The organism is Phycisphaerales bacterium, assembly GCA_040221175.1.
In the GTDB taxonomy this organism is placed as follows: domain Bacteria; phylum Planctomycetota; class Phycisphaerae; order Phycisphaerales; family UBA1924; genus JAHCJI01.
In genome coordinates this window covers 508,676-530,563 of record JAVJVK010000004.1, presented here as the reverse complement: position 1 = coordinate 530,563, position 21,888 = coordinate 508,676, and the positions used below count along the sequence as shown (strand labels likewise).

23 protein-coding genes are annotated in these 21,888 nt (G+C 66.9%); all 23 read left to right on the top strand.

The genetic code is table 11. The annotated features are described in order from the left end of the window. Positions 1-141 precede the first annotated feature (141 nt). A complete protein-coding gene (locus RIE32_04535; protein MEQ9095509.1) occupies positions 142-1,851 on the top strand; it encodes a flagellar M-ring protein FliF C-terminal domain-containing protein in 1,710 nt (569 codons plus the stop codon). Between the two features lie 24 nt (positions 1,852-1,875). After that, a complete protein-coding gene (gene fliG / locus RIE32_04530; GenBank protein MEQ9095508.1) occupies positions 1,876-2,913 on the top strand; it encodes a flagellar motor switch protein FliG in 1,038 nt (345 codons plus the stop codon). Between the two features lie 22 nt (positions 2,914-2,935). Continuing rightward, positions 2,936-3,640, top strand: coding sequence for a FliH/SctL family protein (locus tag RIE32_04525; GenBank protein MEQ9095507.1), 705 nt, complete (start codon positions 2,936-2,938; stop codon positions 3,638-3,640). Beyond that, positions 3,637-4,992, top strand: coding sequence for a FliI/YscN family ATPase (locus RIE32_04520; GenBank protein MEQ9095506.1), 1,356 nt, complete (start codon positions 3,637-3,639; stop codon positions 4,990-4,992). The genes RIE32_04525 and RIE32_04520 overlap by 4 nt, the downstream gene beginning before the upstream one ends. 3 nt (positions 4,993-4,995) lie before the next feature. Then, on the top strand, positions 4,996-5,454 hold the full coding sequence (locus RIE32_04515) for a flagellar FliJ family protein (GenBank protein ID MEQ9095505.1): 459 nt from the start codon (positions 4,996-4,998) through the stop codon (positions 5,452-5,454). Positions 5,455-5,487: 33 nt separating this feature from the next. Beyond that, a complete protein-coding gene (locus tag RIE32_04510) occupies positions 5,488-6,213 on the top strand; it encodes a hypothetical protein (GenBank protein MEQ9095504.1) in 726 nt (241 codons plus the stop codon). Next, positions 6,176-7,339, top strand: a complete 1,164-nt coding sequence (locus RIE32_04505; protein MEQ9095503.1) for a flagellar hook-length control protein FliK — start codon at positions 6,176-6,178, stop codon at positions 7,337-7,339. Before RIE32_04510 ends, RIE32_04505 begins: the two co-directional genes overlap by 38 nt. 37 nt (positions 7,340-7,376) lie before the next feature. Beyond that, positions 7,377-7,799: a flagellar hook capping FlgD N-terminal domain-containing protein gene (locus RIE32_04500; GenBank protein ID MEQ9095502.1), complete on the top strand. Its 423-nt coding sequence runs from the start codon at positions 7,377-7,379 to the stop codon at positions 7,797-7,799. Then, on the top strand, positions 7,796-8,242 hold the full coding sequence (locus RIE32_04495; protein ID MEQ9095501.1) for a hypothetical protein: 447 nt from the start codon (positions 7,796-7,798) through the stop codon (positions 8,240-8,242). Before RIE32_04500 ends, RIE32_04495 begins: the two co-directional genes overlap by 4 nt. A 39-nt stretch (positions 8,243-8,281) precedes the next feature. After that, complete coding sequence (locus RIE32_04490) at positions 8,282-10,042, top strand: flagellar hook-basal body complex protein (protein ID MEQ9095500.1); 1,761 nt, start codon at positions 8,282-8,284, stop codon at positions 10,040-10,042. Positions 10,043-10,066: 24 nt separating this feature from the next. Continuing rightward, entirely contained in the window at positions 10,067-10,264 is a 198-nt protein-coding gene (locus RIE32_04485) for a flagellar FlbD family protein (protein ID MEQ9095499.1), read from the top strand. A 117-nt stretch (positions 10,265-10,381) separates the two neighbouring features. Then, positions 10,382-11,167, top strand: a complete 786-nt coding sequence (locus tag RIE32_04480) for a motility protein A (protein ID MEQ9095498.1) — start codon at positions 10,382-10,384, stop codon at positions 11,165-11,167. A 3-nt stretch (positions 11,168-11,170) separates the two neighbouring features. Further along, a complete protein-coding gene (locus RIE32_04475) occupies positions 11,171-11,917 on the top strand; it encodes a flagellar motor protein MotB (protein ID MEQ9095497.1) in 747 nt (248 codons plus the stop codon). Between the two features lie 27 nt (positions 11,918-11,944). After that, complete coding sequence (locus RIE32_04470) at positions 11,945-12,475, top strand: hypothetical protein (protein MEQ9095496.1); 531 nt, start codon at positions 11,945-11,947, stop codon at positions 12,473-12,475. 158 nt (positions 12,476-12,633) lie between these two features. After that, positions 12,634-13,251, top strand: coding sequence for a flagellar motor switch protein FliN (fliN, locus tag RIE32_04465; GenBank protein ID MEQ9095495.1), 618 nt, complete (start codon positions 12,634-12,636; stop codon positions 13,249-13,251). A 90-nt stretch (positions 13,252-13,341) separates the two neighbouring features. Then, complete coding sequence (locus RIE32_04460) at positions 13,342-14,046, top strand: flagellar biosynthetic protein FliO (GenBank protein ID MEQ9095494.1); 705 nt, start codon at positions 13,342-13,344, stop codon at positions 14,044-14,046. Then, positions 14,043-15,038, top strand: coding sequence for a flagellar type III secretion system pore protein FliP (gene fliP / locus RIE32_04455; GenBank protein MEQ9095493.1), 996 nt, complete (start codon positions 14,043-14,045; stop codon positions 15,036-15,038). Before RIE32_04460 ends, fliP begins: the two co-directional genes overlap by 4 nt. 10 nt (positions 15,039-15,048) lie before the next feature. Further along, positions 15,049-15,303, top strand: coding sequence for a flagellar biosynthetic protein FliQ (locus RIE32_04450; GenBank protein MEQ9095492.1), 255 nt, complete (start codon positions 15,049-15,051; stop codon positions 15,301-15,303). Between the two features lie 27 nt (positions 15,304-15,330). Further along, on the top strand, positions 15,331-16,116 hold the full coding sequence (gene fliR / locus RIE32_04445) for a flagellar biosynthetic protein FliR (protein MEQ9095491.1): 786 nt from the start codon (positions 15,331-15,333) through the stop codon (positions 16,114-16,116). Then, positions 16,109-17,203 (top strand): flagellar biosynthesis protein FlhB, encoded by a 1,095-nt coding sequence (flhB, locus tag RIE32_04440; GenBank protein MEQ9095490.1) that lies wholly within the window; start codon positions 16,109-16,111, stop codon positions 17,201-17,203. Before fliR ends, flhB begins: the two co-directional genes overlap by 8 nt. After that, positions 17,203-19,320: a flagellar biosynthesis protein FlhA gene (gene flhA / locus RIE32_04435; GenBank protein ID MEQ9095489.1), complete on the top strand. Its 2,118-nt coding sequence runs from the start codon at positions 17,203-17,205 to the stop codon at positions 19,318-19,320. The genes flhB and flhA overlap by 1 nt, the downstream gene beginning before the upstream one ends. Before the next feature lie 125 nt (positions 19,321-19,445). Beyond that, positions 19,446-20,927: a flagellar biosynthesis protein FlhF gene (gene flhF, locus RIE32_04430; GenBank protein ID MEQ9095488.1), complete on the top strand. Its 1,482-nt coding sequence runs from the start codon at positions 19,446-19,448 to the stop codon at positions 20,925-20,927. A gap of 41 nt (positions 20,928-20,968) precedes the next feature. Then, on the top strand, positions 20,969-21,844 hold the full coding sequence (locus RIE32_04425; protein ID MEQ9095487.1) for a P-loop NTPase: 876 nt from the start codon (positions 20,969-20,971) through the stop codon (positions 21,842-21,844). The last annotated feature ends 44 nt before the right edge of the window (positions 21,845-21,888 follow it).

Sequence of the window (21,888 nt, the reverse complement as noted above, 5' to 3'; positions counted from 1 at the left end):
GAACTGCGCGTGTTGGCGCGGGTTGTGCGCCGCTGATGCCGGGTATTCAAGCCCGGGCCCCCGACAAGCCGACCACGAGTGGACGCTCCGGCGCCAGGCCGGCGCGCGATGTGCGCGTGGAACGCGCCAGGGAGTGACGGCGTGGAGACGGCCAGCAAACAACCCAAGGAGCGGCTGCGCCATCTTGCGGGCTATCTGGGCCGCCTCGGCACGATCGAGAAGCTGTTGGTGGGCTCGGTGGCCATCATCGTGGCGATGGCATTCTTCCTGGTTTCCCAGTATGCATCGAGGACGGCGGCGGTGCCGGCGGCGATCGTGAGCGACGCGGCCGAGCGGACTCGGGCGATCGCTGCTCTGGAGCGGCAGGGCATTCAGGCGGAAACGAACGCTCAGGGCGAGATCCTGGTTCGTTCGGACTACGTGGCGCGGGTGCAGGGCCTGCTCATGGAGCAGCGGATCGTTCCGCCGCAGACGGCTTCGTTCATCGAGCGATTGATCGAGTCGCGCAGCTGGATGAACTCCCGCCAGGACAACCACCAGCAGTACTGGGCGATCTACTCGCAGTATCTCTCGGAGATCCTGTCGTACTGGCAATCGTTGCGGCACGCCCAGGTCGCCATCGACATGCCCGAGCAGGCAGGTCTCGGCCGGGCGTCGCGTTCCCCTTCGGCTTCGGTGTTCGTGTGGCCTGTGGGGGGTGAACTTCCGCAGGACACGGTGGACGCCATCGCCGAAGGCATTGCGGGCTCGGTCGCCGGGCTGGAGCCGACGGCGGTAAAGGTGGTCGATGGCGTCAGTGGGCTGGCGTATCAGTCCTACGACGACCGCCGCCTGACCGCCCGGCAGGCCCTCGAGCAGACGTTTCAGATCGAGCGGATGCTGGAGGACAAGATCACCGGCTTCCTGCGCGACATCCCCGGCATGTCGGTGGCGGTGCTGGCACGGGTGGATAACGCACGCCGGACCCGGCAGAGCCAGACGTATCAGAAGCCGCTGTCGGGCCTGCTCAGCGAGAGCCGCACCGAACGCGTGCAGCAGAACGCAACCCAGGGCGGCGTGGCGGGAACGCGCTCGAACGAGCCCTTGTCGGTGAGCCAGGGCTCGTCGACGGGGTCGACCTTTACCGAGACGACCGAGGATTCAGCGTTCGAGAATCGATTCCCCAGCACGACGGAGAACCTGGAAGACCCCGGCGGAGACCTTCAGGGCGTATCGGTCATGCTGGGCGTGCCGCGGAGCTACGTGCTGCGGTTGCTCGAGCAGGACCAACTGCCGCCCGCGGAGGGCGAAGAGCCCACGCCGCCGACGGCCGAGGAGATCGCCGATCGATTCAGCCTGGTTCGGAGCGATCTCGAATCGCGCATCCAATTGGTGCTGGGGAACGTGGTTGAGGGCGATCCGGCGGACGTAGCGGTGACGGTGTCCATGCTCAACGATGTCACGCTCGTGCGCGGCGAGGTCGGCGGAGGATTTGGGCTTGGCGGCGGCGTCACTGGAGGCGCTGGCGGCGGGTTCATGGGCCTGGCTGGCGGTGGATTGATCGACAAGGCCGTGCTGGGCGTACTGGCGCTCGTGAGCGTGGCGATGATGGCAATGCTGGTGCGCAAGGCAACCAAGAAGACCGAACTGCCGACGGCCGAAGAGTTGGTGGGTGTACCCCCGGCGCTGCAGGCCGATGGCGACCTGTATGGCGAGGCCGACGAGGGCGACATTCCGATGTCGGGCATCGAGTTGGATGAGGAACAGGTCCGGGCTGGGAAGATGCTCGATCAGGTTGGTGAGCTTGTCGCGTCTTCGCCCGAGACGGCGGCGTCATTGCTACAGAGTTGGGTGGCCGCGAGCCACGAGTGAGCCCGGTCGGGCCTGGAGTATGCCGTGCCTCGCAAGCCGCACGAGAAGCTGCCGACGAACCCCATTGATCTGGATGGCGCGACCAAGTCGGCCATCCTGTTGCTGGCAGTTGGCACCGAGCGGGCGGCGGTGGTGCTGAAGGCGATGTCGCCCGAGACGGTTGAGGAAGTGACCAGGGAACTGGCCAGCCTGGGGCGGGTGCCCAGCAAGTTGCAGGAAGCCGTGGTCAAGGAGTTCTACGACCTGACCGTGGCGAACGAGTTTGCCGGCGAAGGCAACCTCGACTTTGCGAAGGAGGTGCTGCTGAACTCACTGGATCCGGAGCAGGCCAACAAGGTTCTGTCGCAGATCCAGACGCAAGTGCAGAAGACGCCGTTCAGCTTCCTGCAACGCGCCGAGAGCGAGAACCTGCTGACGTTTATCCAGGATGAGCACCCGCAGACGATCGCGTTGATCCTGTGCCACCTGAGCCATCACAAGGCGGCGGAGATCCTGGTCGGGCTGCCGATGCAGAAGCAAATCGAGGTGATCAAGCGCATCGCGAACATGGAGCAGACCAACCCGGAGGTGATCCGCGAGGTCGAGCGGGGGCTGGAGAGTCGCCTGAGCAACATGTTGATGCAAAACATGGAGAAAAGCGGCGGTGTCCCCACGGTGGCCGAGATGCTCAACCTGGCGGATCGCTCGACGGAGAAGGCGATCATGGAGGGCCTCGAGTCGGAGGACCCGGACCTGGTCGAGCAGATCCGGCGCCTGATGTTCGTATTCGAGGACATCCTGCTGGTGAACGACAAGGGCATCCAGGCCGTGCTGAAGGAGGTCGACAACGACGAGCTTGGCCTGGCGCTCAAGACCGCCTCGGAGGAGTTGCAGCAGAAGATCTTCAGCAACATGTCGGCCCGGGCAGCAGAGCTGATCAAGGAAGACATGGAGTTCATGGGCCCGGTGCGCATCAGCGACGTGGAAACTGCGCAGCAGCGCATCGTCGATATCGTGCGCAGGCTGGAAGAGTCGGGCGACGTGATGATCCAGGGTCGCGGCGACACCGAGCTGGTGGTGTGACCGTGGATGGTGGAGCGATGTCATGCCGATGATCCGGCGAGCCGACGCGGCATCGCTGGCGCGCGACGCGGTGGTGCTCGACCTGGGCGACCTGGCCCGCCAGGGCGAGGCGATGATGGAGCGTGCACGGCAGGAGGCCGATCGGATCGTGGCCGAAGCCCGGGCCGAGCGCGATCGGCTTCTTGAAGGGGCCGAGCAACGCGGGCATGCCGAGGGCCTGGAAAAGGGCATTGCCGAAGGTCGGCAGGCCGGCATGGAGCAAGGGCGTGCCGAGGCCCTGGCGGCGGAAGCTGACGCGATCAAGGCGCTCCAAGCCGCCTGGCGGAGCGCATTGACGGACTTTCAGGCGCGGCGCGATGCGTTGCATACCGAGGGCGAGCGGGGCGTCGTAGCGCTTGCCGTCCGGCTGGGCGAGCGGGTTGCCAAACGAACGATCGACGTGGATGAGGACGCTGCGGTCCTCCAGCTTCGCGAGGCGCTCGAACTGGCGATGCGGCCGAGCCGGGTGCGGGTACGCGTCTCGCCGGTCGACGCGCAGGCCGTGCGGGAGGCGATGCCCGAGCTGGCGAGCCTGCTGGCCGAGAATGCGAGTTCCTCGGTGGTGGAGGATGAGTCGCTGTCGCACGGTTCGGTGATCGTCGAGGCCGATGCGTCGCGCATCGATGGGACGATTGAGACCCAGCTCGAGCGGATCGTGGAAGCGCTGCTGCCGGGCGAAGAGGCATGAGCGTGCTGGAGCGGGCTGGCGTGGCGCTCGATGCGACGATCCCGATGGGCGTCGCGGGGCGTGTTTCGGCGCTGCGCGGCTCGACGCTGCTCGTGAGCGGTCTGGCAATGCCGGTGGGATCGGTCGTGCGGGTGCGGTCCTCGCTGGCCGGCGGTGGGGAGCAGCTCGGCGAGATCGTGGGCCTGGCCGATGAGCGCGCGATCGTGATGCTGATGGGGCGTGGCGAGGGCATCCGCTCTGGCGACGTCGTCGAGGGGTTGCAGGCGTGGGCCAGCATGGCAGTCGGTCCGGGCCTTCTGGGGCGCGTGGTGGACGCGATGGGTCGGCCGCTGGACGGCTTGCCGGCACCGCGTGAGCACGGGTGGGCGCCGCTGGATCCGATGCGTGTGGGTCCGATGGCGCGCGAGCCGATCAAGCTGCCGCTGCGTACGGGGGTGCGTTCGATCGATCTGATGACGCCGATCGGTCGCGGGCAACGCATGGGGATCTTCGCGGGCCCGGGGGTTGGCAAGAGCACGCTGCTCGGGCAGATTACCAGGCAGACCGACGCGGAAATCGTCGTGGTTGCCATGATCGGCGAGCGTGGCCGCGAGGTGCGCGAGTTCGTGGAAGACGCGTTGGGAGAGCGCGGGCTCGCGCGGAGCATCGTGGTGTGCGCGACGGCCGACGAATCGCCGCTGGTGCGCGCGCGGGCGGCGCGGTCGGCCTGCGCCATTGCCGAGCACTTTCGGGATCTGGGGCACAGCGTGCTGCTGGTGATGGATTCGCTGACCCGGTACGCGCACGCCCTGCGGCAGATCGGTCTGGCCGCGGGCGAGCCGCCGACCAGCCGGGGCTACACGCCAGGCGTATTTGCGAACATGGCCGCGATGCTGGAGCGCGCGGGCGCGGTCGAGCTGGGCGGCGGACGCGTGGGCTCGATCACGGGCCTGTATACGGTGCTGGTCGAGGGCGACGACTTTAACGAGCCGGTGTCGGATGCGGTGCGCGGCGTGCTCGATGGCCACGTATTGCTGTCCCGCGAGTTGGCCACGCGTGGGCACTATCCGGCCGTCGATGTGCTTGGGTCGGTCAGTCGGCTGGCGAGCAGGCTCATGGACGATGCGCATGCGAGGGCACGTGAGTCGGTGGTCCGGCTGCTGGCGGCCTATTCAAAGTCCGAGGATCTGATCCGGATCGGCGCGTACGCCAAGGGGTCGAGCAAGGAGACCGACGCGGCGATCGAGTTCATGCCCGCGATCGATGGCTTGCTGCGCCAGTCGACCGGTGATGCGATCGGGTTCGAGGACGCGTGCGCGCGTTTGCTTGCGCTGGGGCGTGAGATCTCCGAGCGGCTGGGCGAGGGAGGGTGATCGGTGGCTCGACGGTTCGTGTTCGAGTTGCAAGCGGTGCTGGAGCAGCGGCGGCGTGCCGAGCGCAACGCGCAGGCTCTGCTGGCGCAGGTGCAGCGTGAGCGGAGCGAGATCGAAGCTCAGATGGACTCGCTTCGTGAGGCCGTGGAGGCCGAACGCGAAGTAACGCGTGGGCTGATGGTTGGTCGCGTGTCGGTTCGATCGTTGCGTGAGCACGTGGCGGGCGAGTTGGGTTCGGATCGCAAGGCACGCGCCCTGGCGTTGAAGCTGGCCGGGGTTCAGAAGCGGGTCGATCGGGCGCAAGCATTGCTACGCGAGGCAGCGGTGCATCGTGAAGCAATCGAGCGGCTGCGGGAGCGACGGTACAAGGCGTGGTTGGCAGAACTGGAGAAGGCCGAGCGGCTGGAACAGGACGACCTGTCGGTGATGCGACGCGGGCACGCGGATACGGCGGAGGGATAGCAGATGCGGAATCTCTGGACGATCGTGTCGGTCATGGCGCTGGCGAATCTCGTGGCATTGGGCGGCGTCGTGGGCTGGCTCTCAGCGACGGGGCGGCTGGACCGTGAGCGGGTGGATGCGCTCAAGGAGATGCTCGCGGAGACTCCCGAGGGGCGGGAAGCACGCCTTGCTGCGGAAGCCGCGGAGGAGCAGGCCAGACAGCAAGAGGTACAGCAACTGCGCGATCGGGTGGAAACGCTGATGACCTCGCCCATGACTGCGGAGGAACTCGTGCGGCTCCAACAGGAGGCGACGATGGCTGCCGACCAGCGCATGACCCGCGCGATGCGCGAACTGGAGGACCTGCGAAACCTGCTTGCTCGCGAGCGCCAGGAAACCGATCGGCTGGCCGAGGCCATCGAGATGCAGCGTGCGGCTTTCGAGGCCCGCATCGCCGAGCGGGATAATCTGCTCGGCCAGGAGCAGTTCCGGACCGCGGTGGACACGCTGCAGGGCCTGCGGGCTCCGTCGGCGCACAACGTGCTTATGGCCATGTGGGACGGACAGGCCGAGCCGGTGGAAGGAGAACTGGACGGGCGGGCGATCGTGGTGGAGTACCTGCGGGCGATGGATGATCGGCAGCGGAACAAGGTTCTGGCCGAGTTCGAGAAGAACGACGCGTCGTTGGCCGCGATTTTGCTGGAGCGTCTGCGAACGGACGGCGTGACGCCGGAGGTCGCCGATGCAGCAGCAGGTCCAACTCAGCCCGAAGCCTCCTGAGGGCGACGCACGGAATCAGGCTCCTCGCGAGCGTGAGGTACGCGTGCAGGCCGATGCGGCGGCATTTGGCATGCTGCTGGGGGCGTTCCAGGGGGGTGAAGCGGGGATCGTGCGCGGGGAGGTCCGCAACGACTCGGCGGCCGAGTGGATTGCGCAGGACGCGCGTGAAGGTCGGCAGGATCGGCGCGAGCATGCGCAGGGCGCGAGGCCGGGAGCGCAGGAATCGCGCGTCGGGCTCGAACGACTGGCCGCGGACGCCCGGCAGCAATCGGCACGGCCCGCACCGGCCCCGGAAGAAGTTGCTGCACCAGCGACACGGGGTGAGCCGGTAAGCCATGCTGCCGGTCAGGAACGTGCGGCCGTGTCCGGGCAGGGCACCAATGCCGAGCCCCGGGGCATGGGTGAGGGTCGAGCGGGTAACGAGTCCTCGGCGACGCAGGCGCGGCCGCCGTCGTCGGCAGCCGTTGCCGTGGCGTCGGTGCAGTCGGTTGGCGCCACGACGGCGGGTCGTGTGAACGTAACCGGGGCCCAGGCGCCCGCCGTGGATGCTGCCCGCGGGCCGCAGGGTGGTGCGGCCCGCGGGCGAGCCCAGGCGCCGGTGGCCCAGCGGGCGGATCAATCGCTGCGCTTTGAGAAGGCGTTCCAGGCACAGGTCGGCCGGGGTCTGGCGCAGGCATTGCGCTCGGGCCAGGGCGAGGTGACGCTGCGGCTGCGCCCGGAGAGCCTGGGGCAGTTGAGCGTGCGCGTGCGGGTTGAGCAGAACCAGGTGACGGCGACGTTCGAAGCGCGTCACGTTGAGGCGAAGCGGATGCTGGAAGGCTCGCGAGACGCGCTGCGGCAGCAACTTGAGTCTCGCGGGCTCACGGTTGAGCGCATCGAGGTACGGCTGGTTGAGGAGCCGGCGCAGGCTGGTACGCGGCTTGCGATGCACGAGGATGGCGGAGCCGACGGGGGCCAGGATGGCCACGCGTTTGCTGGCGATCGCGACGGGCGAGGCGCGTCCGATGGCGATGGGGCGGATGGCGGATCGCGACGCGGAGCGGCGCGAGAGGATGACGAACTCGCGGCCGTCGGGGCGGAGCCCTGGCGATCGTTGGGAACGGTGAGGTTGAACGCCATCGCATGAGCATGGCGCTTCCTTGCGCGAGTCCGGAGTACGTCCGATGAGCGCGATTTCCGCCAACCCGGGGCTTGCCTCGGGCGCCAGCCAGACGAATCGAATGGGTGAACTGGACTCCCAGGAATTCCTCGGAATCATCCTGGCCGAGTTGCAGTCGCAGGACCCGCTGGCTCCCAATGACACCAATGCGCTCGTGCAGCAGCTTTCGAGCGTGCGTTCGATCGAGAGCGACCTGAAGCTGACCGAGAAGCTGGAATCGCTGGTGGCCGACAACCGGCTGGCCAGCGCGACGTCGCTGGTGGGCCGACGCGTCGAGGGTGTTACCGAAGCCGGCGAGTCGATCGTGGGAACCGTGGGGGCGGTGCGCACGCGCGATGGAGCGCCGACGCTGTTGCTCCAGGATGGCTCCACACTGTCGCTCGATCGGCTGACCGGCGTAGGTGAGTATGCGGAGCTGCTCCCGTGACCGGCACGCCGCTCGACCTGCTGAGCCTGGTGGGGCTGGGCTCGAGGCTGCTCGGGCTTGGTGGCGCTGACAAGGCGCCCGACGAAGGATTCCATGCGGCATTGGAGGCGGCCCGGGAGGGCGATCTCGAAGGCGGGCGCGCCGTCGTGTCGGGTCCGGAGTTGGGCGTCGATCTCAGTGCCGACCAGTTACGGCGTCTGTCACATGCGGCGGACGTGGCCGAGGCGCAGGGCGCGTCGACTGCGGCCGTGTTGATCGACGGCATGGTGATCAAGCTCGATGTCGAGAGCCGGACGGCTCTGGAGAGCACGCCGGCAGAGAGCGCCTTGATGACCGATGTCGACGTGGTCTTGTCGGCTGGCCCGACGGGCGAGGCCGGCCCGGATGGCAGTGTTCTGCTCCGCCAATTGGCGCCTTCGGGCGCACCTTTGCAACAGGTTTGAACTCTGCGCTTCGTGCGTGGACTTGAAGGAACGTGACCCATGGCTTCGACCACGGCCCTGTTTTCCAGCCTGAGCGGGCTGAACGTCGAGACGCGTCGGCTCGACGTCATTGGCAACAACATTGCCAACGTTAATACGACGGCCTTCAAGAGTGCGCGGATGCACCAGGCCAATCAGAACCCCAGAACGTTCAGCATCGGGAGCGAGCCTTCGGCCGATCTGGGCGGGACCAATCCGTACCAAGTGGGCGTGGGCACGAAGGTCGCGGGCATCCAGCGCGACATGGGCAGCGGGACGATTTCACCCACGGGCGTACCGACTGATGTCGCTATTGATGGCGCCGGCTTCTTCGTGCTGCGGGGTGGCGAGGAGCGATTTTACGGCCGGGCGGGCGCATTCACGCTGAACGAGAACAACGAGCTGGTGACGCTCAACGGCGAGCGCGTGCAGGGCTGGGGCATCAACGACAGCTTCGAGGTGCAGCGCGGTCAGTTGCAGGACGTCACGATCGAACTGGGCTCGATGACGGTGGCCGAAGCGACGTCGACCGTGCGGTTCGACGGCGTGCTCGATGCGGGTGGCGAGGTGGCGCAGCAGGGCTCACGGACGGTTCTGACCGGCGGCGACGGCCTGGGGCTCGCGTCGCTCGATGGCGCTCCGCTGACGGTCGACACGCCGCTGGTTGGACTGGAGAACCCTGGCCAGCGAGGCGCCGGGATGGCGATGTTTGCCGAGGGGCAGACGCTGCAACTGGGCGAGGCGTCGACGGTTGGCGACGGCGTGCAGATTCGCGGGGCCGAGAAGGGAGGTCGCACGCTGCCGATCTCGCAGTTGGCGATCGGCGCGGCGACGACGATTGGCGAGTTTCTGAACTTCCTGAACTCAGCGCTGGGCATTCAACCACAAGAAGGCGGCGCCGTGGGCGCGACGCTGGACGAGGCGACGGGCCAGATCCAGATCGTGGGAAACAGTGGCGAGGCCAACGACCTGGACATCGAGACCGGGGACTTCGTCGTGCTGGACGAGGATGGCCTGGCCACCGGGCGTAACCCGTTCGCGGCGCAAACGACCCGGCAGGCCGATGGCGAATCGCAGCGGACGCCGTTCTTCGTGTACGACTCCCTGGGAAGCCTGGTGCTTGCCGATCTGACGATGGTGCTGGAGAACAAGAGCGACGAGGGGACGACCTGGCGTTACTACGTCGAGAGCGATGAGGCGGCCGGTGGCACCGCGCTGGGCACGGGGACGATCGAGTTTGATACCAATGGGAATCTGCGGCAGGCCGAGCCCGTGGGCGTGGTGTTGAATCGCGTGGCCAACGGCGCGGCCCAGCCGCTTGCGTTCGACCTGTTGTTCCAGGGCGATGGTTCGCGGCTGCAGGCGCTCGACGTTGGCGAGGGCGAGTCGGGCATCGCGGTGGATGATCAGGACGGCCTGCCGGCGGGCACGCTTAACGCGTTCGGCATCGGCACCGATGGGATCATTTCGGGTTCGTTCACCAATGGCCTGAGCCGTCCGATCGGGCAGATCGCCCTGGCGACGTTTGCCAACGCGCAGGGCCTGGCCGACGCGGGAGACAACCTCTTCCGCAGCGGGCCCAACAGCGGCGATGCTGTCATCACCGAGCCCGGTGGATTCGGCACCGGGGCGACGCTTGGTGGCCAACTCGAGGAATCCAACATCGACCTGAGCCGCGAGTTCATTGGACTGATTCTGGCACAGACGGGCTACTCGGCCAACGCCCGCGTGATCCGAACGACGGACGAACTGCTCCAGCAGCTGGTCGTGCTCGGGCGATGACGTGATAGCGGGGAGGTCGGCGTCATGATCGCGCTCACGAGGCTGAACGGGAAGGCGTTCGTGCTGAATGCGGAGCTTATCCGGACCATCGAAGAAAACCCCGATACCACGATCACGCTGGTGAACGGCGACCACATCGTGGTGAAGGAGCCGATGGCGGAGGTCGTCACCCGTTCGGTGGACTATGGACGCCTGCTGCGACGGTTGATGCCGCCGAGTTGAGGAATTGGCCGTTGGTCCGTTTTTGGGCTCAAGCGGTCGATAAGGCGCGTCGATGAAGATGGGGTATGCGTGCGGCTCGTGCCGCCGATCGATGTGCCCCGTTGGAGCGAGCGTCACATGGATATCGGAACCGTCGTTGGGCTCGTCTTGGCCGTCGCCGCAATCGGTATTGCGGTGGTGATCGGCGGTGGCGGCAACGTCATGGCGCTGGTGGACCCGACGTCGGTGTTCGTGGTGATCATCGGTGCGGCCGGCGCGGTGGTGATCTCGTTTCCTTTGGCGCGCATCACGGGCCTGGTGGGCGTGGTGAAGAAGTCGTTCTTCAACGAGGCGGGGGACCCTGCCGAGACGATCGCCGAACTGGTCAAGTATGCCGAGGTGGCTCGCCGGGAAGGCATCCTGAGCCTCGAGAACCTGATGAGCGAGATGAAGGACCCGTTCATCGTGCGCGGCGTGAAGATGGCCGTGGACGGCACGGATCCGGAACTGATCCAGACCATTCTCGATACCGAGCTTGATGCGCTGACCGAGCGTCACCAGAGCGGCAAGGCGGTGCTGGACGCGCTCGCGAAGTATGCGCCTGCGTTCGGAATGATCGGGACGCTGCTGGGCCTGATCTTCATGCTCAAGAGCATGGACGACCCGAGCAAGATCGGGCCGGGCATGGCGGTGGCGCTGATCACGACGTTGTATGGCGCCTTGATCGCCAACCTGTTTGCCTCGCCGATTGCGGACAAGCTCGCTGCCAAGGACGCCGAGGAAATGCTGGTCAAGACGATCATCGTGACGGGCGTGATGTCGATCCAGAGCGGCGACAACCCGCGCGTGGTGGAGAGCAAGCTGCTGACGTTCCTGCCGCCGGCGCAACGCGATGCGTTCACGGCGGCCCGTGAGGCGGCCTGATCGATGGCCAAGAAGCGGAAGAAGCCGCCGCCCCAGGGCGTGCCCGAGTGGGTCGTGACGTACGGCGACCTGATGTCGCTTCTGCTGTGCTTCTTCATCCTGCTGGCGGCCTTCAGCGAGTTGAAGCAGGAGCGCGACTACCAGGACGTCGTTCGCAGCATCCAGGAGGCCTTCGGCTACCAGGGCGGCATCGGCAAGATCCGGGTCGAAGACATTCCGTTCTCGACCGTCGACAGCCTGGACACCGACAACTCCGAATCGTCCGAGAAGCCGTTCATTTCGGCCGAAACCACGACCGATTCGATCGCGGGCCGCAACGAGAGCACGAACGTCATCAACGAGGGCTTGCAGTTCACGGTGGGCGCGAGCCTGACATTTGATGAGGGGTCGTTCGAGCTGAGCCCCCGCGTGCAGCGGCAGCTGCGCGAGGAAGTGGGGCCGGCGCTGCGTGGGCATCGCGTGAAGATCGAGATTCGAGGCCACGCGTGGGGGGCCGAGGATCGCATTTCGGGGTTGGATTTTTACGATCTTTCCTATCGCAGGGCCAAGGCGGTGATGGACTACCTGGTGAGCGAGGTGGGGCTCGATCCGCGGCTCATGGAACTGGAGGCAAAGGCCGATGCCGAACCGGTGGCGGCTGCCCGTGGACCGGGAGCCGCGGCGGCATCGAATCGGCGCGTGCAGGTGATCCGTACGGAGATCAACCCCGACGAGACGCATCCGGATCCCAATTGGACGGGAAGGCCGTAGCCGATAACACGATCGCGGAGGATAGGTATGGCCGACGAGTCACCCAAGGACACCGACAACGCCGAGAAGCCCGAGGGCAAGCGTGGGCTCTCGCCCAAGCTTCTGGCCGTGATCCTGGCGATCATGGCGGTCGAGGGTGTGGGCGTGTTCATGTTCATCACGATGATGTCCGGGGGGCCCAAGGACGCGGCAGCGGAGATCGTGAGCGAGGAAGACGACCCCGAAGCACTGGTCGAGGTGTTGCTGACAGACGAGCAGTACCAGAACATGACCAGCAACCAGGTGTGGATCTGGGAGGCGGAGATCTACCTGAAGGTCCGGCGGAAGAATCAGGAGTACGTGCAGAAGCAACTCGAGCAGCGTGCCGCGGAGATCCAGGAAGGGATTACCCAGATCTTCCGCCGGGCCAAGCTGACGGAGCTGCGCGAGCCGGACTTCCGCACCGGATCCCGCCAGTTGACGGCACTCATCAATGACGTGTTCGGCAACGACGTGGATGGCTTACCTCGTGTCGAGCGCCTGGTGATCGCCAAGCTGCGGGGCTTCCCGCGGAACTGAAGCCGGGTGCGCAGTATCTGCGCGTTGGGTCTGGCCAGAACGCAAAAGCTGCGGACGAGCGGGCCCGGGCTCCGATGTTGCTCGGGAGCCGGCGGAGCCCGGCTTTTCGTGCCGGCATGCGCCGGCGTGGTCGTGACACGCGCACGAAGGTGAGCAGGATGCCCGAAGAGCGCCCCGAAGAACAAGACGATCAGACCCCACAAGATGCGCGGCCGGGCGAGGCTGGTGACGGCGAGGATGTCGACCGGCCGGCGGGCGAGGCTGGTGGGCCTGCGTCCGACGACGATGATGCCTCCGAAGCGCTGAAGGCGGCCAAGGAAGCCCTTTCGAGCATCCAGGCCGAGGCGGATGCGGCTATCGGGAATAAGGCCGGTGAACAGCCTGGCGATGGTGGCGAGACCGTGGCCGACTCGGTGGTCCAGGCGGCGTTGAAGGCCGCCCAGCAGGGCTCGGGCAAGGGATCCAAGCTCGAGTTGCCTGACTTTGACCTGTCTGCGGTCAGCGGCGCCAAGCACGGGCTGGACATGCTGGCCGACGTGCAACTCGACGTGCGCATCGAGTTGGGGCGGACACGCATGCTCGTCGAGGACGTGCTGCGGTTGAACTCCGGGGCGGTCGTCGAGTTGGACAAGCTGGCCGGCGACCCGCTGGACGTGTACGTCAACGATCGCCTGGTGGCGCGTGGCGAGGTGCTGGTGCTGAACGACAACTTCTGCATCCGCGTAAACGAGATCATCGACTCTGGGGAAGAGGTGGCAGACGAGACGACCGTCTAGAGCGGCGGTCGCTCTTCTGAGCATCGGGGTCCTGCGAATCTGAACGTACGTGCGCGGCGGAGTCCGCGCCAGCCAAGCCAGGAAGGCGACATGGCAAATCCGCGGGCGGTATGGATGGTCTGGGCGGCGTTCGCGGTGGCGACGCCGGTGGCCCATGGCCAGGTTGGCCCCCCGCTGGGGACTGCGCCAGCGGCCGAGGTCGCTCAGCCCGAGGCCCCCGCGGCCACTGAGGCGATGGGGCGGCCGAGCGAGGCCGAGATTCCCTTGATGGCTCGTCCCGATGGGATCCCGCGGCAGGGCGATGGCTCTGCCAAGTCCGCGGGCAGCTGGACGCGTTCGCTGGCATCGGTGGCGATGGTCATTGGACTTATCCTCGTGCTGGCCGCGGTGGCGCGATTCGTGTCTCGGCGGACGGGCTCGGTCGCGGCGATGCTTGGGCCGGGGGGACGGGCGCCCAGTGGTGTTCTCGAGGTGTTGGCGCGGTATCCGGTCGGCCGGGGGCAAGTGCTCGTGCTGCTTCGGATCGACCGTCGGGTACTCCTGCTCAGCCAGAGCCTGGCGGCCAAGGGTGGCGCCTTCACCACGCTGGCTCAGTTCGACGATCCCAGCGAGGTCGCGGCGATCTTGCGACAGACGCGCGACGAGACGAGCGAGAGCGTTTCGGCTCGATTCAGGCAGGCGCTCGAGCGTTTCCAGGGCCAGGACGCCATGGGCGACGGCGTGGAGCGCGGCGAGATCATCGAGGTCGGCCCGCGGGGTGAGCCCCTTCCCAAGGGCCGGGGGGTGTGGGCGTGAGGTCGTCGGTGTGGATCATGCTCGCGGCGGTGGCGCTGGCTGCCTGTGGCGCGCTGGCCCAGGGCGTGGTTGGGCCGCCGCTGGATTTCTCGGCGTCGCAGCCCGCCGCGCCGGACGTCGCTCAGGAACTGGCCGCTTCGCTCGAAGGGCGTGACGGGGGCATCAATCCGCTGTCGGTGCTGGGCGCGGCGGCCGAGGCGTTGCCCGCCGAAGGCGAAAGCGGCAAGCCGGGCATCAGCACGGCGGTGAGCATCATGCTGGTGCTCACGGTGATCACGCTGGTGCCTTCGATCATGCTGATGACCACGTCGTTCGTGCGGATCATCATCGTGCTTGGGTTGCTCAAGCAGGCGATGGGCACGCAGACAGTGCCGCCAGGGCAGGTGATCCTGGCGCTGAGCCTGTTCCTGACGCTGTTCATCATGACGCCGACGATCGGGCGGATCTATGACGAGGCGATCGTGCCCTACGAGCAGGGGGAGATCACGGACTATGAGCAGATGTGGGAGGCGGGGGCGCGGCCGCTTCGCGACTTCATGTTCGACCAGATCGAGGCGACGGGCAATTGGTCGAGCCTGCTGACGATCATGGAGTATCGCGGCTATGACGTCAGCGACCCGAGCAAGCTGACGCGGGCGGACGTGGGCATGGCCGAGCTGGTGCCGGCGTACATGCTGAGCGAACTGAAGGTCGCCTTCCTGATGGGTTTTCGCATCTACCTGCCGTTCCTTGTGATCGACATGGTGATCGCCAGCGTGCTGATCTCGATGAGCATGATGATGCTGCCGCCGGTACTCATCAGCCTGCCGTTCAAGCTTCTGCTGTTCGTGATGGCCGACGGCTGGCAGTTGCTTGCCGGTTCGCTATTGGAGAGCTTCGTACTGGAGGGGCAGATCGAGCGGCTGAGCGAGCAGGTGTCTCGCGTGGCGGGCGAGGGCGTGGTGCTGGCGGCGCCACTGGTGGGCGCTCTCAACTGGCTGCCGGGCGTCTAGGGGTGTTGGCATGGGTGGCGACTGGCTTGTGGAACTGGTTCGGGACGTGTTGCTGCTCGTGCTGCGCGTGGGCGGGCCGGTGCTGGTGGTTGGCGTGCTGATTGGCCTGGTGGTCAGCCTGTTCCAGTCGCTGACGTCGATCCAAGACCAGACGCTCTCGTTTGTGCCGAAGATCCTGGGCATGCTCGTCGTGGCGTTGTTGCTGTTGCCGTGGATGGTCATGCAGCTGGTTGAATTCACGGTCGAGATGTTCCAGCTGTTTTGAGGGGGATGGTGGCCGTTGGACCCGGCGGTGGCGAGCATCCTGGAGCATTTGCTGCCGTTCTGGATGGTGGCGGCCCGCATGAGCGGGCTGTTCCTATTCGCGCCGGTTCTGGCCAGCCAGTTGGTGATGCGGCGGGTTCGAATCCTGATGCTGCTGATGCTGACGGTCGCGTTGTACCCGGCCGTCGCGCAGGGGGGCATCGAGACGCCACCGCTGGAGCTGGGCACGATCGCGGTCGTGCTGTTTGGTGAGGTGCTGATCGGCCTTGCCATTGGCATGCTCGCGACGATGCCCCTGGTGGCGGTGCAGATCGCTGGCAGCGTGATCAGCTACAAGCTCGGGCTCGCGCTCGCGCAGGTGTACAACCCCGAATTCGACGCCCAGTCGGAAGTCGTGGGGCAGTTGCTGTATCTGATGGCCCTGGGGCTGTTCATTCAGATCGGCGGGCTGGAGCACATGGTCGTCGCGGTCATGGACACGTTCGCGTCGCTGCCGCCCGGCACGGCGTGGATTGATGCGGCGCCGGCGCAGTTACTGGTGACGCTGCTGGACGCGGCATTCGTAGTGGGGCTGCGGATTGCGATGCCCGTGCTGTTGATGGCGACCCTGGCGAGCCTGGCCATGGGCGTGCTGATGCGGACGATTCCGCAGATCAACATCATGACCATCGGATTTGCGATCCAGATCGTCCTTGGCATGAGCGTGCTTGCCGTTTCGATCTATGCGATCGGGGACGTGGCGGGCGACGCGATCGCCGATGGCTTTGCCGAGATCCACGAGTGGGCCCGATCGCTGGGGGTGAGCGATGGCTGACGATCCCGGCGAGAAGACCGAAGAACCAACCGCGCACAAGCTGCGCAAGACCCGCGAGCAGGGCCAGGTCGGCAAGAGTCAGGACTTCGGCGCCGTCGTCATGATGGCCGGGGCGGCGGTGCTGCTCGCGGCGCTCGGCCTGATGGCGACGGGCCTGATGTCGGCGATGATGCGTGACGTGATGGCCGGCAGCGCGCCCGGCCACGCGGTGGTGGTCGAGGACATCTACCGCACGCTGCGATGGATCGGCGTACGTATCGGGCTGATCCTGGTTCCAACGATGGCAGTGATGTTCGTGGTGGCGTTGTTCTCGCAGCTCGTGCAGGTGGGATGGGCAATCTCGCCCGAGGCGGTCAAGCCGAAGCTCGACCGGATGAACCCGGTAAGCGGCGCCAAGCGGATCTTCGGCCCAAAGGGCGTCGTCAAACTGTTGATGGACCTCACCAAGCTGGTGTTGGTCGTGGCGGTCGTGGTATTCGTCGTGGCTCGCTGGGTGCCGGCGTTGGGCGCCATGCCGCTGCTGGACATCAACGCGGCGGTGGTGATGAGCCTGCGGGCGATCATCGAGCTTGCGATCTGGATGCTGGCGGTGCTGCTGATCATCGGGCTGATTGACTTGAAGTATCAGAAGTGGCAGCACCGCCACGACAACAAGATGACCAAGCAGGAGGTGAAGGAAGAGCAGAAGTCGATGGACGGCGATCCGGAGATGAAGCAGCGGCGCGGCCGCATCGCTCGGGAGATTGCCCTCCAGCGCGTTCAGAGTGACGTGCCCGGGGCCGACGTGGTGGTGACCAACCCGACGCACTTCTCTGTGGCGATCAAGTACGACGCGAACGAGATGGCGGCGCCGAAGGTCGTGGCCAAAGGGGCCGACTATGTGGCGCTGCGGATTCGCGAGGTTGCGCGGACCAACGGCGTGCCCGTGGTGGAACGGCCGCCCCTGGCGCGTGCGCTGTACCGGGGGGTGGAGGTCGGGCAGACGATCAGCCCCGAGCACTACGAGGCCGTGGCCGAGGTGCTCGCTTACGTGTACCGGCTTGATGGCAGCCATCGGGCGCCGGCCCCGGCGGGAGCGCGTGACTGATGGCGGTGGGCGAGGGCATCCTGGCTCGGCTTGAGTCGCTCTCGAAGTGGCGAGGCATCATCGTGCCCATCGGGTTCGTGGCGTTGCTGGCGGTGCTCATCGTGCCGCTGCCGAGCTTCTTGCTCGACCTGATGATCTCGACGAACGTGTCGCTGTCGGTGGTCATCCTGCTGACGGTGCTGTACATGGATCGGCCGCTGAAGTTCAGCGTGTTCCCTTCCTTGCTGCTTGGCGTGACGATGTTCCGGCTTGTCCTGAACATCGCATCCACCAGGCTCATCCTGACCGCCGATGCGACGTCGCCTGAGGACGCGATGGACGTGGCGGGGCAGGTGATCGAGGCGTTCGGCAACTTCGTGGCGGGCGATTCGCTATTCGTGGGCATCGTGATCTTCCTGATCCTGGTTGCGGTCCAGTTCCTGGTCATCACCAAGGGCGCCACACGCATCAGCGAGGTTGCGGCGCGATTCACGCTGGATGCGATGCCGGGCAAGCAGATGGCCATCGACGCGGACCTGAACGCGGGGATCATCAGCGAGCAGGAAGCCCGAGACCGCCGCGAGGAGATCCGGCGCGAGGCGGACTTCTTCGGCGCCATGGACGGCGCCAGCAAGTTCGTGCGCGGCGACGCCATTGCGGGCATCGTCATCACGGGCGTGAACATCGCCGGCGGGTTCGCTGTGGGCACCATCGAGCGTGGCTGGCCCGCTTCGCAGACGGCCGAGACGTTCAGCCGGCTGACGATCGGCGATGGGCTGACCAGCCAGATTCCTTCGTTCATCATCGCGATCGCGGCGGCGCTCATCGTGACCCGCTCGGGGGACAAGGGCGAACTGGGCCAGGAACTGACCGGCCAGGTGTTCAGCCAGCCAAAGGGCTTGGCGATCACATCGGTGTTCCTGGGCGTGCTTGCGTTCACGGGCCTGCCGGCCGTACCACTTCTGGCGACGTCGCTGGGCCTGGGGGGCATCGCCTTCGCCATGAAGCGTGCGACGCGGCCGCCGCCTCCGCCGCCACCCGCGCCGCCTCCGCCCCCGCCAGCGGTCGAAAGCCTGCTCAAGGTCGATCTGCTGGAACTCGAGGTCGGCCAGTCGCTGGTCTCGCTGGTGGGCACGGGCGACGGGAGCGATTTGCTCGAACGGATCTCGGCGGTGCGGCGGCAACTTGCGCTCGACAGCGGGTTCGTCATGCCGCCGGTGCGGATCCGGGACAACCTGCAGCTTCAGCCCACGCACTACCGGGTTCGGATCCGCGGGGCGGACGTGGCGCGCGGGGAGGCCCGGCCCGATCAGTTGCTGGCCATGGATCCGGGCATTGCCACGGGGAAGCTGCAGGGCGAGCCCACGAAGGAGCCGGCGTTCGGGCTGGATGCGTGGTGGATCACCACCGACATGCGGATGCGGGCCGAGTCGATGAACTACACGGTGGTGGACGCGGCCAGCGTCTTGACGACGCACCTGACAGAGGTGGTCAAGGCCCACGCCAGCGAGTTGCTGACCAGGGAGGAGGTGGGCAACCTGATCGAGGGCGTGAAGGAGCGTGCGCCCAAGCTGGTGGAAGAAGCGCTCTCGGGCTCGGTGAAGCTGGCCGACCTTCAGCACGTGCTGCAGAACCTGCTGCGTGAACGCGTGCCGATCCGGGACATGGAGACGATCCTGGAGGTCCTGGCCGATTGGGGCGGAAAGACCAAGGACGTGGACGTGCTGACCGAGTACGTGCGGAATGGTCTGCGGCGGTCCATCTGCCACCAGTATGCCATGGACGAGGGCGACGGCCGGCTCGTGCTGACGTGCGCAACGGTGGATCCGGCGATGGAAGACCTGGTCAGCAGCTATATTGATCGAGGGGCCGAGACGACGACGCTGACGATGCCCGCGGGCGTGAGCAATGCCGTGGCCCAGGAGATCACCAAGGCGCTTGAAGCGGTGGTGAATGCGGGGCACCCGCCGGTGCTGCTGGCCTCGCCCACGGTTCGGGCGGTGCTGTTCCAGATCATGGAACCGAGGCTGCCGGGCATTGCCGTGTTGGGGTACAACGAGGTGGACCAGAAGATCGAGCTCAATGCCATGGGCCTGGTGCGACCGCCGGGCGAAGCGGCGATGGCGCACGCGGGCTAGGCCGCCTCGATTCGTCGTCTGGTTGGCATGAAAATGTCGTTACGAACGGACGCGGGTGTCGATAGTCCGGGCGATACCCAGCCGGGCCGGAGGCCCGACTAGTTTGAGAAGGAGCCACGGAGGGCATGGGCATCCGCACCTATCGCGCACGGTCGATGGCCGACGCCATCGACGCGGTCCAGCGAGAGCTGGGTCGCGATGCGATCATTCTGCATACGCGCAACTACAAGGTCGGCGGGCTGTTCGGCATTGGTGGCCGGCCCGTCGTCGAGGTGACCGCGTCGCCTGCGTCGGTGGTTCGCGATCGCCAGCGCGGCCAGAACGCTCGAACGCCCGCCCAACGGCCCAGCCAGCCCCGGCCTTCCTCGGCCGCACGGGCCCCGCAACAGCCTCAGCCGGACGCCGGCGGCTCGAACGAGCGTCTCGATCCGACCTCTGCAGAGCGGCGCCGGGAGATTCTCGAGCGCTACACGCAACTCGCAACGTCGGCGGCACCGGCTTCGTCCCCCGAGCCTGCTGCGTCGGTGAAACTCGAGCGGCAACCCGAGCCGGTGGCGACGCCGAGCGCGCCTGCTTCGGTGACCACCATGGCCGACGAGGCTCCGCCCTCTCGGTCGGCCGAACGGATGCGGGTGCGCAGCTCGGGTAACACGGGGGCGCGTGGTTCACTGGGGGTTGAGGACGAGCTGCGGTCGCTACGCAACATGTTGGGGCGGCTCTTGCATACCCAGCAGGCGGGGCCGGTATCGGCCTCGGCCCTGGGCGAGGCCTTGAGCGAGGCGTACGTGCGCATGGTCGAAGCCGAGGTGGACCGCGACCTGGCCGATGAGGTGGTGTCTCGCGTCCGTTCGGAACTGACGCGTGAGGAGCTCTGCGATTCGTCGCTGGTCGGCCCGGCGGTGCAGGGCGCCTTGGCGGAGATGGTGCGAGTCGCGACGCCCGGCCGGGGTCGAACCGAAGAGGGGCCGCTGACCATTGCGCTGGTGGGGCCCACCGGCGTGGGAAAGACCACCACCATCGCAAAGCTCGCGGCTGCGTACAAGCTCCGGCGTGGGCAACGCGTGGGGCTCATCACCACCGACACTTTCCGGATCGCGGCGGTCGAGCAGTTGCGGACCTACGCGAGCATCATCAGCGTGCCCCTGCGGGTGGTGATGAGCCCAGCGGAGATGGCCTCGGCCTGCCGGGCGATGAGCGATTGCGACGTCGTGCTGATCGATACCGCGGGCCGTTCGCCCCGCGATGGGCAGCGGGTGGATGAGCTGTCCGAGTATCTGGAGGCCGCCCGTCCCCACGAAACGCACCTGGTGCTGTCGGCGACGGCGGGCGCGGGGGCGCTTCGCAGTGCGGCAGCCGGCTTCGCACGGGCCAATCCGGACCGGGTGCTTTTCACGAAGCTGGACGAGGCCGAGGGCGTGGGCATGGTCATCTCCATGGTGCATGCCCTGGGGTTGCCGCTGAGTTTCGTGACCACTGGCCAGGAGGTGCCCGACCACATCGAGCCAGGCCGGGCCGATCGGCTCGCGCGCCTCGTGCTGGCGGGCGCGGGCGGCACGCGGAAGGCGGAGCCGCGCAACGACGTGGCACTGACCGGGGCCGGGCTGTGACGCCCGCGGCCGCCTGCGATCAGGCTTCTGCCCTGCGGCGCATGGCACAGCGCCGGGTGCAGTCGGAGGCGCCTGTCCGCCGGGCGCCGGTGGTTGCCATCGCATCGGGCAAGGGCGGCGTCGGAAAAACGACACTTGCCGTCTCTTCAGCTATCACCTTTGCCAAGCGTGGCTTGCGCGTGGCTCTCGTCGATGCCGACCTCGGGCTTGCCAACGTAGACCTGGCGTGCGGGCTCCGGCCGACGGCGCGGCTGACCGAGGCCGTCGCCCGCGTGGCGCAGGGTGATCGGGTGACGGTCGATCTCGTTCGGCGGATGTCGATGCGTGGCCCGGCGGGCATGATCGTGGTGCCCGGCATGGTTGGGCCGCTGCAGCATGCCTCGAGCACCGATGCCCGAACCGCGGTCGCGCAAACGGTTGATCTGCTGTCCAGGGCCATGGACGTGGTGGTGGTCGATCACGGGGCGGGGCTGGGTGCTTCGGTGCGCGACGGACTGTCTCGGGCTTCCATGCCCATTGTCGTGGCCACGCCCGACCCGGCCTCGCTGGCCGACGCGTACGCCCTGGTGAAGTGCCTGCGGTGCGTATCGTGCGAACGGATTCCGTATCTGTTGATCAATCGGGCCAAGGACGCCGGCGACGCGGAGGCGGCGCATGCGCGTGTGGCTGAAGTGGCGGCCAAGTTCCTTGGTTGCGGGCTGCCGATGGTTGGGTTCGTGCCGGAAGATCCGATCGTGCAGCGCTGCTCTCGCGTGCGCCGTCCGCTTGCGATCGCGGCGCCCAAGTCGAGCGCTACGCGCCACTTAAACAAGGTGGTCGAACGACTGGCCGACGAGATGGACGTGCATCGATCGGATTCTGATCGGAAGGGCGGCCCCGTACGCGGGCTGCTGGCACGGCTCGTGCGGGGCCGATAGCAACGCTCGCTCGGTGCGGCGTTGCGCACTTCTTGCGCTGAAAA

Coding starts and splice junctions, on each gene's coding strand:
- RIE32_04480 (MEQ9095498.1), top strand. CDS start 10,382: ATGGATATCGGAACCGTCGTTGGGCTCGTCTTGGCCGTCGCCGCAATC.
- fliN (MEQ9095495.1), top strand. CDS start 12,634: ATGCCCGAAGAGCGCCCCGAAGAACAAGACGATCAGACCCCACAAGAT.
- flhF (MEQ9095488.1), top strand. CDS start 19,446: ATGGGCATCCGCACCTATCGCGCACGGTCGATGGCCGACGCCATCGAC.
- RIE32_04490 (MEQ9095500.1), top strand. CDS start 8,282: ATGGCTTCGACCACGGCCCTGTTTTCCAGCCTGAGCGGGCTGAACGTC.
- RIE32_04460 (MEQ9095494.1), top strand. CDS start 13,342: ATGGCAAATCCGCGGGCGGTATGGATGGTCTGGGCGGCGTTCGCGGTG.
- RIE32_04510 (MEQ9095504.1), top strand. CDS start 5,488: ATGGCGCTGGCGAATCTCGTGGCATTGGGCGGCGTCGTGGGCTGGCTC.
- RIE32_04505 (MEQ9095503.1), top strand. CDS start 6,176: ATGCAGCAGCAGGTCCAACTCAGCCCGAAGCCTCCTGAGGGCGACGCA.
- RIE32_04470 (MEQ9095496.1), top strand. CDS start 11,945: ATGGCCGACGAGTCACCCAAGGACACCGACAACGCCGAGAAGCCCGAG.
- RIE32_04520 (MEQ9095506.1), top strand. CDS start 3,637: ATGAGCGTGCTGGAGCGGGCTGGCGTGGCGCTCGATGCGACGATCCCG.
- RIE32_04425 (MEQ9095487.1), top strand. CDS start 20,969: ATGGCACAGCGCCGGGTGCAGTCGGAGGCGCCTGTCCGCCGGGCGCCG.
- RIE32_04450 (MEQ9095492.1), top strand. CDS start 15,049: ATGGGTGGCGACTGGCTTGTGGAACTGGTTCGGGACGTGTTGCTGCTC.
- RIE32_04475 (MEQ9095497.1), top strand. CDS start 11,171: ATGGCCAAGAAGCGGAAGAAGCCGCCGCCCCAGGGCGTGCCCGAGTGG.
- flhA (MEQ9095489.1), top strand. CDS start 17,203: ATGGCGGTGGGCGAGGGCATCCTGGCTCGGCTTGAGTCGCTCTCGAAG.
- RIE32_04500 (MEQ9095502.1), top strand. CDS start 7,377: ATGAGCGCGATTTCCGCCAACCCGGGGCTTGCCTCGGGCGCCAGCCAG.
- RIE32_04485 (MEQ9095499.1), top strand. CDS start 10,067: ATGATCGCGCTCACGAGGCTGAACGGGAAGGCGTTCGTGCTGAATGCG.
- flhB (MEQ9095490.1), top strand. CDS start 16,109: ATGGCTGACGATCCCGGCGAGAAGACCGAAGAACCAACCGCGCACAAG.
- RIE32_04525 (MEQ9095507.1), top strand. CDS start 2,936: ATGCCGATGATCCGGCGAGCCGACGCGGCATCGCTGGCGCGCGACGCG.